The organism is Streptomyces sp. NPDC058534, from assembly GCF_042717365.1.
Lineage (GTDB): Bacteria > Actinomycetota > Actinomycetes > Streptomycetales > Streptomycetaceae > Streptomyces.
In genome coordinates this window covers 1-9,478 of record NZ_JBHXNW010000111.1, presented here as the reverse complement: position 1 = coordinate 9,478, position 9,478 = coordinate 1, and the positions used below count along the sequence as shown (strand labels likewise).

Annotated in this window: 8 protein-coding genes; 6 read left to right on the top strand and 2 right to left on the bottom strand. The window is 74.3% G+C overall.

Features of this window, described 5'->3' with window-relative positions:
* On the bottom strand, positions 1 to 1,043 hold a 1,043-nt coding region (locus ACFWR9_RS39495), incomplete at its 3' end, for a substrate-binding domain-containing protein (RefSeq protein ID WP_383851584.1).
* A gap of 341 nt (positions 1,044 to 1,384) precedes the next feature.
* Between ACFWR9_RS39495 and ACFWR9_RS39490 the strand changes: the two genes are divergently transcribed.
* The 4 genes from ACFWR9_RS39490 to ACFWR9_RS39475 all read left to right on the top strand — a co-directional run bounded on the left by ACFWR9_RS39490 (position 1,385) and on the right by ACFWR9_RS39475 (position 6,244).
* Complete coding sequence (locus ACFWR9_RS39490) at positions 1,385 to 2,032, top strand: ScbR family autoregulator-binding transcription factor (protein ID WP_383851581.1); 648 nt, start codon at positions 1,385 to 1,387, stop codon at positions 2,030 to 2,032.
* 31 nt (positions 2,033 to 2,063) lie between these two features.
* Positions 2,064 to 3,272 (top strand): damage-control phosphatase ARMT1 family protein, encoded by a 1,209-nt coding sequence (locus ACFWR9_RS39485; RefSeq protein ID WP_383851579.1) that lies wholly within the window; start codon positions 2,064 to 2,066, stop codon positions 3,270 to 3,272.
* 95 nt (positions 3,273 to 3,367) lie between these two features.
* Positions 3,368 to 5,572: a germacradienol/geosmin synthase Cyc2 gene (gene cyc2 / locus ACFWR9_RS39480; RefSeq protein WP_383851576.1), complete on the top strand. Its 2,205-nt coding sequence runs from the start codon at positions 3,368 to 3,370 to the stop codon at positions 5,570 to 5,572.
* A 75-nt stretch (positions 5,573 to 5,647) separates the two neighbouring features.
* Entirely contained in the window at positions 5,648 to 6,244 is a 597-nt protein-coding gene (locus ACFWR9_RS39475) for a PDZ domain-containing protein (RefSeq protein WP_383851573.1), read from the top strand.
* Here ACFWR9_RS39475 and ACFWR9_RS39470 read toward each other — a convergent pair.
* Positions 6,237 to 6,989 (bottom strand): phosphodiesterase, encoded by a 753-nt coding sequence (locus ACFWR9_RS39470; protein ID WP_383851571.1) that lies wholly within the window; start codon positions 6,987 to 6,989, stop codon positions 6,237 to 6,239. The two genes, ACFWR9_RS39475 and ACFWR9_RS39470, sit on opposite strands and share 8 nt — an antisense overlap.
* A 170-nt stretch (positions 6,990 to 7,159) precedes the next feature.
* Between ACFWR9_RS39470 and ACFWR9_RS39465 the strand changes: the two genes are divergently transcribed.
* On the top strand, positions 7,160 to 8,290 hold the full coding sequence (locus ACFWR9_RS39465; protein ID WP_383851569.1) for an aminopeptidase P family protein: 1,131 nt from the start codon (positions 7,160 to 7,162) through the stop codon (positions 8,288 to 8,290).
* Positions 8,291 to 8,346: 56 nt separating this feature from the next.
* The gene (locus ACFWR9_RS39460) at positions 8,347 to 9,282 is read left to right on the top strand and encodes an aminoglycoside phosphotransferase family protein (protein ID WP_383851566.1); all 936 of its coding nucleotides are present in this window, start codon (positions 8,347 to 8,349) and stop codon (positions 9,280 to 9,282) included.
* Positions 9,283 to 9,478 lie beyond the last annotated feature (196 nt).

The following is a 9,478-nucleotide window of genomic DNA, read 5'->3' as shown; positions in this document are numbered from 1 at the left end:
GGGGGGGGGGGGCGGGCGGGGGCGCGCGCCGGCGCCCCCCGGCTCGCCCCGGGGGGGGGGGGGGGGCCCGGCCCCCCCCCCCCCCCCCCCCCGGGGCCGGTCAGCACGGGCGCCACCCCGCCGCCGCTGACGTTGCCGTTGGTCCGGTACAGCCAGAGCGCGTCCACCGCGAGATAGCCCTGGAGATACGGCTGCTGGTCCACCGCGAACTGGACGTCCCCGCGTTTGACGGCGGCGACCAGGTCGTTGTCGAGGTCGAAGGTGGCGACATTGGCGCTGCTGCCCGCCTCGTCGACCGACTTGACCGCGGTGAGGGCGAACGCCGCGCCGTTCATGACGACTTCGTCGATGCTGGGGTCCTGGCGCAGCCGCGCGGTGACCGCGGCGCCGACCGCCTTCATGTCGGTGCCCTCGACGTAGAGCATCTCGGTCTCGCCCTCGAACGTCTTCTTCACGCCGGCGCAGCGGGCCTCCACGGCCACGTTGCCACGCTCGTGGATGACGCACAGGGCGTGTTTGGCCTTGAGGTCGTTGAGTTTGTCGCCGACGGCCCGGCCCGCGACGCTCTCGTCCTGGCCGAAGTACCCCAGGAGTCCCGTCGACCGCCAGGCGTCCATGCCGGAGTTGAGGCCGACCACGGGGATGCCGGCCGCCTTGGCCTCGGCGACCGGCGCCTTCATCGCCTGCGGCTTGGCCAGCGTCAGGGCGATGCCGTCCACCTTGTCGCGGACGGCGTCCCGCACCAGGTCGGCCTGGTCGGCGGTGTCCGCGTCGCCCGCGTACGTCAGGTCGATGCCGTCCTTGGCCGCAGCCGCCTCGGCGCCCTTGCGCACCCGGTCCCAGAAGGCGTCGCCCTCTCCGCCGTGGGTGACCATGACGACCTTCATCCGGTCGGCGCCGGACCCGCCGGCGGCGTCCGCCGTCGAGCCGTCCTCGTCCCCGCCGAGGGCGGAGCAGCCGGCCGTCAGCAGACAGACGGCCGCGGCGAGGGCCGCGGCGCGCAGCGGGCCGGGGGAGTGGGTGGGCGGGGGAGAAGTACTCATGGGGGTTGGGGCACCTCGCTGTGCGGCCGAGCAGGAGGAACGGGGCGAGGTGGCCCGGAGCCACGTGTCGCTGCGCCAACCGGGTGAATCTCGCCTGGCCGGAGCAAACCGTGAGTGACCGCTGGTAGTCAAGTGACCAGCGACCAGGTGTGAGTTGTCGGTGCCGCATCGTGATGAACGGGACAGGTCGCGAACGGCGCTTCCTCGGCGTCCGCGCCGGGGTCGCAAGGAGGGCTACAAGGAGGACTATCTGACGGTCTGTTATCGGTGAGTTATCGTGTACAGGGGGTAAAGGCAGGCCGCACGGCCCGTTGAGTTCCAGCCCAGGAGAGTTTCAGCCGATGGCGAGGCAGCTACGCGCCGAGCAGACCCGCGCGACGATCGTCGGTGCCGCCGCCGACCTGTTCGACCGTCACGGCTACGAGTCGACCAGCCTGAGCGAGATCGTGGCGCACGCCGGGGTCACCAAGGGAGCCCTGTACTTCCACTTCGCGGCGAAGGAAGACCTCGCCCACGCCATCATGGAGATCCAGTCCAGGACCTCGCGCCAACTCGCGACGGACCTGGGCGGGCGCGGCTACACCTCGCTGGAGGCGCTGATGCGCCTCACCTTCGGTATGGCCCGGCTGTGCGAGGAGGGGCCGGTGCTGCGCGCCGGTCTGCGGCTCGCCACCGCGGGCGTGCCGGTACGGCCGCCGCTGCCGCACCCCTTCACCGAGTGGCGGGAGATCGCCACCTCCCGGCTCCTCGACGCCGTCCGTCAGTCCGACCTGCATCCGGACATCGACGTCGACTCCGTCGCCCACACCCTCGTCTGCTCCATCGTCGGCACCCGCGTGGTCAGCGGGACCCTGGAACCGGCCGGGCGCCAGCCCCGCCGCCTGGCCGAGATGTGGCACATCCTCATCCGAGGCATGGTGCCGGTGACCCGTCGCGCCCGCTACGTCACCCTCGCCGCGCGCCTGGAGCGCGAGACCGCGACCGCCTGAGCGGACCGGCCCGCGCGATACGGTGAGGCGCATGCCCGACACCCCGTCCGAGCCCGCCCCCGTCATCCTCGGCGACGCGCCCGGGTCCTTCCCGCACGGTGTGCTCGCCGACCGGCACCCCGCCATCGTCCGGCAGGTGCGCGACGCGTTCCCCCACGGCCCCGAACGGCTGCGCGCCCTCGACGCGCTGCTCGCCAGCTGCGCCGACGGAGTGATCGAACCGCTGCCCGCGGACGCCGACGCCCGCGACCGGGACCGCTGGGCGCGGTGGGGCCTGGACGCGTACGCCGGCCGCTCCTGGTACGACGTGCCCTGGCTGTGGGCCGAGAGCCACTTCTACCGCCGGCTCCTCGACGCCGTCGGGTACTTCGCCCCCGGCACCTGGCAGGGCGTCGATCCCTTCCGGCCCGCCAAGCTCGCCGAACTCGACGACCCCGCCACGGACGAGGAACTCGCCGCGCTCGACGGCCTCGCCGCCCTGCCCGCCGACGAGCGGACCCGGGCCCTGCTGCACGGCTCGCTCTGGGGTAACCGGGCGGACCTCGGCTTCCGTCTCTCCGAGGGCGGCACCGGCACCGGGGAGCAGGTGGAGGCCCTCGTGTGCGACGACAGCGACGCCCTGTGGTCCCTGCTCCCGCCCTCCGGCGGGCCGGACACGGCCGGACCGAACACCCTGTGCCTCGTCGCCGACAACGCGGGCCGCGAACTCGTCCCCGACCTGCTCCTCGTCTCGCACCTGCTCGCCGAGGGCCGCGTCGACCGGGCGGTCCTGCACGTCAAGCCGCATCCGTACTACGTCTCCGACGCCACGCCCACCGACGTGCTCGACGCCCTGCGGCGGCTGGTGGCGGCGGGCGGTACGGCCGAGGAGTACGGGCGGCGTCTGTGGACCGCGCTGCGGGACGGGCGCGTCACCGTCCGCGCCCACCCCTTCTCCTGCGCCCCGCTGCCGTACGCGGACCTGCCCGACGACCTGCGCGCGGAGTTCGCCGCGGCCACCGTCACCGTCCTCAAGGGCGACCTGAACTACCGCCGCCTGGTGGGCGACCGGTGGTGGCCGCCGACCACGCCCTTCGCGGACGTCACCGCGTACTTCCCGGGGCCCGTCGCCGCCCTGCGCACCCTCAAGTCCGACGTGATCACCGGCCTGACCGGGAAGACCGAGGCGGCGCTGGAGTCCGGCGGGGAGCGGCGCTGGCGGACCGGCGGGACGCACGCCCTGATCCAGGTCAGGACCTGAGCGCGGAGTTCCCGTCTTCCGCGCTCTTTCACGCGATGGTGTGATCATGTGCCGCCGGGTGGATGTGGCCTCGGGGCCCTGGGTAGTGCCGGGCCATGACGCAACAGCCCTTCGAACTCCCGCACTTCTACCTGCCGCATCCGGCGCGGCTCAACCCGCATCTCGACGAGGCACGCGCCCACTCGACGGCGTGGGCGCGCGAGATGGGCATGCTGGAGGGCTCCGAGGTCTGGGAGCGGTCCGACCTCGACGCACACGACTACGGACTGCTCTGCGCCTACACCCACCCGGACTGCGACGGGCCGGCGCTCTCCCTGATCACCGACTGGTACGTGTGGGTCTTCTTCTTCGACGACCACTTCCTGGAGCGGTTCAAGCGCACCCAGGACCGCGTCGCCGGCAAGGCCCACCTGGACCGGCTGCCCCTGTTCATGCCGCTCGACCTCACCACCGGGACGCCCGAGCCGGAGAACCCGGTCGAGGCCGGTCTCGCCGACCTCTGGACGCGCACGGTGCCCGCGATGTCGGCCGACTGGCGCCGCCGCTTCGCCGTCGCGACCGAACACCTGCTCAACGAGTCCCTGTGGGAGCTGTCCAACATCAACGAGGGGCGGATCGCCAACCCCGTCGAGTACATCGAGATGCGCCGCAAGGTCGGCGGTGCCCCCTGGTCGGCGGGGCTCGTGGAGTACGCGACCGCCGAGGTGCCCGCGGCCGTCGCCGGGTCCCGGCCGCTCAGGGTGCTGATGGAGACGTTCTCCGACGGCGTGCACCTGCGCAACGACCTCTTCTCCTACCAGCGCGAGGTCGAGGACGAGGGCGAGCTGAGCAACGGAGTGCTGGTCCTGGAGACCTTCTTCGACTGCACCACCCAGGAGGCCGCCGAACTGGTCAACGACGTCCTCACCTCCCGCCTGCACCAGTTCGAGCACACCGCGTTCACCGAAGTGCCCGCGGTGGCCCTGGAGAACGGACTCACCCCGCCCGAGGCCGCCGCCGTCGGGGCGTACGCCAAGGGCCTCCAGGACTGGCAGTCCGGCGGCCACGAATGGCACCTGCGCTCCAGCCGGTACATGAACAAGGGCGCCCGGCCCGCCGCCGGCTGGCAGGCGCTGACCGGGCCCGGCACCTCCGCCGCGGACGTCGGCACGCTGCTCGCCGCCGCGGCCTCCCGGCGGACCCGCCCCTACACGTACGTTCCCTTCCAGAAGGTCGGCCCGTCGGTCATCCCCGACATCCGCATGCCGTACCCGCTGGAGCTGAGCCCCGCCCTGGAGGGCTCCCGGCGGCATCTGCTCGCGTGGTCGCACCGGATGGGCATCCTCGGCGAGGGCGTCTGGGACGAGGACAAGCTCGCGAGCTGCGACCTCCCCCTGTGCGCCGCCGGTCTCGACCCGGACGCCACCCAGGACCAGCTCGACCTGGCCTCCGACTGGCTGGCCTTCGGGACCTACGGCGACGACTACTACCCGCTCGTCCACGGACACCGCCGCGACCTGGCCGCCGCCCGGCTGACCACGGCCCGGCTGTCGGCCTGCATGCCGCTCGACGGCGAACCGGTCCCGCCGCCCGGCAACGCCATGGAGCGCTCCCTGACCGACCTGTGGGCGCGCACGACGGCCGGCATGACGCCCGAGGAGCGACGCCCCCTCAAGGCGGCCGTCGACACGATGACCGAGGCCTGGGTGTGGGAGCTGTCCAACCAGATCCAGAACCGCGTCCCCGACCCGGTGGACTACCTGGAGATGCGGCGCGCCACCTTCGGCTCCGACCTCACGCTGGGCCTGTGCCGCGCCGGACACGGGCCCGCCGTGCCGCCCGAGGTCTACCGCAGCGGTCCGGTCCGCTCCCTGGAGAACGCGGCGATCGACTACGCGTGCCTCCTCAACGACGTCTTCTCGTACCAGAAGGAGATCGAGTACGAGGGCGAGATCCACAACGCGGTCCTCGTCGTGCAGAACTTCTTCGGCGTCGACTACCCGGCCGCCCTGCGGGTCGTACAGGACCTGATGAACCAGCGCATGCGCCAGTTCGAGCACGTCGTCGCGCACGAACTCCCCGTCGTCTATGACGACTTCCAGCTCTCCGACGAGGCACGCGGCATCATGCGTGGCTACGTGGCCGACCTGCAGAACTGGATGGCCGGCATCCTCAACTGGCACCGGAACGTCCCGCGTTACCAGGCCGAGTACCTGGCGGGACGCACCCACGGATTCCTCCCGGACCGGATCCCGGCCCCGCCCGTGCCCGCGCCCGTGCCCTCGCCCGTGCCCAGGGGGTCCCTCGTGCCGACGCCCTGACCGTCGTTCAGTCTCACTCGTTCGTGGCTCGTCACGCGCCGGTGCGCCGGGTAGAGCACCTGCCGGAGGCGATCCATGGAACAGACAGCGTTGCGGCCCAAACCGATGCCCGGCCGGGAACCGGCCGCCGGCACCGAACCCGACGGCCCCCGGCGCCCGCACGCCGGGCGCCGGCGCCGTCGGCGGCTGACCACCCTGCTGCTCGGCGTGTTCGCCGCGACCGTGCTGCTCCTGGCGGGCGTGGGGCTCGGCACGGTGGGCGCCACGGTGATCGGCATGAGCGAACTCGCCGCACTGCAACAGCGGTCGGGAGCGGCGGTACCCGGACCGGGCGCGGGGGAGGGAACCGGCTCCCCCGCCGCCCCGGCGCACCCGTCGGCGGCGGCGTCCCCCTCCCCGGCGCGGGCCGCCGCGACCCTCGGCGTGGAGGCCGTGGACCACGAGAAACCGGGAGCCCTGGTCGTGGGCGTCCACGTGCCCGGCCCCGGGTACGCGGCGGGGCTGGTCCGGGGCGACGTGCTCCTGGCGTTCGGCACGACCCGCGTCGACTCGGCCGCCGACCTCGCACACGCGGTGGCCCGCGCGCGGCCCGGCAAGGACGTCAAGGTCACCGTCCGCCACGAGAGCGGCGGCTACCAGCAGTTGACGGCCGTTCCGGGGGTCGTCACGTGATGGTGCGGAAGTGGCTGGTGAGCCGTCCGGCGTCGTCCAGCACGTGGTAGGCCAGCCCGACCGGCGCGTCCCGGTCCGCGACCTGCTCGCCCTCCCAGGACAGCCGCAGGGTCCAGGTCACCCCGGGGCCGACCATCACGGGCCGCCCGGCGAAGACGGTGGCGGCGGGGGTGTGGGCGTGCCCGGTGATCAGCCCCGCGACCCGGGGCCGCCGCTCCAGCAGCGCGGCGAGGCGCTCGGGCCGGCGCAGCGGGTACGAGTCGGGCAGGGGGTGGTGGAGGGCCGTCGGCGGGTGGTGGAAGGCGAGCAGCGCCGGGCGGTCGCCGAGCCCGTCGAGCGTCGACTCGATCCAGCCGTACGTCTCCTCGTCCAGCTCCCCCTCGTCGCTCCCCGGGACGCTGGAGTCGCACATCAGCACCGCGCCGCCGGCGAGGACACACACGTCGTTGACCGGACCGTCGGCGGCGGGCCGGCCCAGCAGGGCCTTGCGGTAGGGGGCGCGGACGTCGTGGTTGCCCGGGCAGGTCAGCACGGGGAACGGCGCGGTGCCGTCGCGCAGCCCGAGGAGCCCGGCGGCCTCCTCGTACTCCGCCTCCGTGCCGTGGTCCGCGATGTCCCCGGTCACCAGCAGCGCGTCCACCCGCCCCGGCAGCCGCCACAGGTGGTCGCGGACCCGCGCGGCGCGCTCGGTCGAGCGCGGGCTCCCGTCGAGGTGAAGATCGCTGATGTGCGCGAGTACGAGCACGGTGCCCCCTCCTTCGGGCGCCCGAACGTCACGCCCCCCTGGCTAATGCTTGCGACGCATCAAACCATTAGCCAGGGTGGTCGCTCCATGCCAATCGGCTCGCGCGGCCCCCGCGCTGCGGGCAGGATGCTGCCCGTGGTCCCTTCACTCTTTCGCCCAGGGAGGCCCGGATGACCGGCAGCAGTCCCGCCCCTTCCTTCACCGCCGACGACTACCGGGCCCGCATGGAGCGCGCCGCGGACACGGCCGCCGACGCCGGTCTCGCCGGTCTGCTGGTGGCGCCGGGCCCGGACCTCGTGTGGCTCACCGGTTACGCGCCCACCGCGGACACCGAACGGCTCACGCTGCTCGTCCTCGCCCCCGGCCGCGACCCCGTGCTGGTCGTCCCCACGCTGGAGGCCCCCGACGCGGCGAAGGCGACCGGCGCGCCCGCCCTCACCCTGCGCGACTGGACCGACGGCAAGGACCCCTACGCCGCCACCGCCGCCCTCCTCGACGGATCCGGGCGGTTCGGCATCAGCGACAACGCCTGGGCGATGCACCTGCTGGCCCTGCAAAGCGCCCTGCCCGGCACCTCCTACGCCTCCCTCACCGAGGCGCTGCCCATGCTGCGCGCCGTCAAGGACGCGGCGGAGCTGGAACTGCTGGCGGCGGCCGGCGCGGCGGCGGACGCCGCTTTCGAGGAGATCCGCACCGTCCGCTTCGGCGGCCGCCGGGAGTCCGAGGTCGCCGCCGACCTCGCCGGCCTGCTGCTGGGCTTCGGCCACTCCCAGGTCGACTTCACCATCGTCGCCTCAGGACCGAACGGCGCCAACCCGCACCACGAGGTCGGCGACCGCGTCATCGAGGACGGCGACATGGTCGTCCTCGACTTCGGCGGCCTGAAGGACGGCTACGGCTCGGACACCTCCCGCACGGTCCACGTCGGCGAACCCACCGACGAGGAACGCCGGGTGCACGACCTGGTCCGCGAGGCCCAGGAGGCCGGCTTCCGGGCGGTGCGGCCCGGCGCCGCCTGCCAGGACGTCGACCGGGCCGCCCGCGCGGTCATCGCCGGCGCCGGGTACGGCGAGTACTTCATCCACCGCACCGGGCACGGCATCGGCGTCACCACGCACGAACCGCCGTACATGATCGAGGGCGAGGAGCGGCCCCTCGTGCCCGGCATGTGCTTCTCCGTCGAGCCCGGCGTCTATCTGCCCGGCCGGTTCGGGGTACGCATCGAGGACATCGTCACCGTCACTCAGGACGGCGGCCGGCGGTTCAACGACACCACCCGGGAGCTGGTCGTGGTGGAGTGACCGGCGACAGAAGGACCCCGACCGCCCCGGCAGACCCGGAGGACGACGGCGCGACCATGACCCAGGCACCGACACCCACCGCGGACACCGTCCGCCGACTGGTCGGCTCCCTGCTGGGCGGGAGCACGCGACCCGACGTACGGCCCGTCGCCGCGGGCGCGGGACCCGCCACCTGGTGGGTCGGCCCCCGGCACGTGCTGCGGCTGGCCCCCGACCGCGACGCGGCGGTGCGCCAGCGCCGCGAACTGCGCCTGCGCGAGCTGGTGCGGCCGTACGTGCCCGTCGCGGTGCCCACCAGCGTGGCGCACGGCGAGTGGGCACCGGGGCTGACCTACACGCTGGACGCCAAGGTGCCCGGCGGGTCGGGCGAGGACCACGACGTGTCCGCGCTGGGCGAGGCGGACCTCGCGGCGCTGCTCACCGCCGTGCGCGAGGTGCCGGTCCGCCAGGCCGAGACCCTCGGCGTGCCCCGGTCCGCCCCGCGCTCCCTGGAGGCGCTGCGCGGGGCCGCCGAGCGGGCCGCCGGACGCCTCGCCGAGGCCGACGAGTTCGACGCCACGCGTCCGGAGCGGCTCACCCGGCAGGCGGCCGCCCAACTCGGCGCGCAGCCGGGTGCGGCGGTCCTCGTCCACCACGGGCTGACCGGCGAGCACCTGGTGGTCAGCGCCGACGGCCGGGTCCGCGGCGTCCTCGGCTGGACCGACGCCGTCCTCGGGGACCCGGCCGAGGACATCGCCGGGCTGGCGCTCTCCGTCGGCTCGCCGGCCGCGGTGCGCGCCGCCACGCTCGCCGGGTACGGCGCCCGGCCCTGCCTGCGCGGCCTGTGGCTGGCCCGCTGCGACACCGCCGTCCAGCTCGCCGACGCCCTCGCGGGCCGCTCCGACACCGCCCTGCCTCTGCTGAGGACGCGGTTGCGGCGCGCCTGGGAGCCGATCCTGCTGGAACGGGTGACGGAACTGCGCGAGGACGACCCGGACGACGCCCCTGCCTGACCGTCCGGGGTACCCGGCGCGTCCGGCGGCCCTGGCTGAGCGCCCGGGGTACCCGGCGCGTCCGGCGGCCCTGCCTGAGCGCCCGGGGTACCCGGCGCGTCCGGCGCCTCTGCCTGACCGTCCGGAGTACCCGGCACGTCCGGCGGGCCCGGGTGTGGGCCCGGCCGGCGCGCGCGCCCACCCCCGCGCCCCCGCC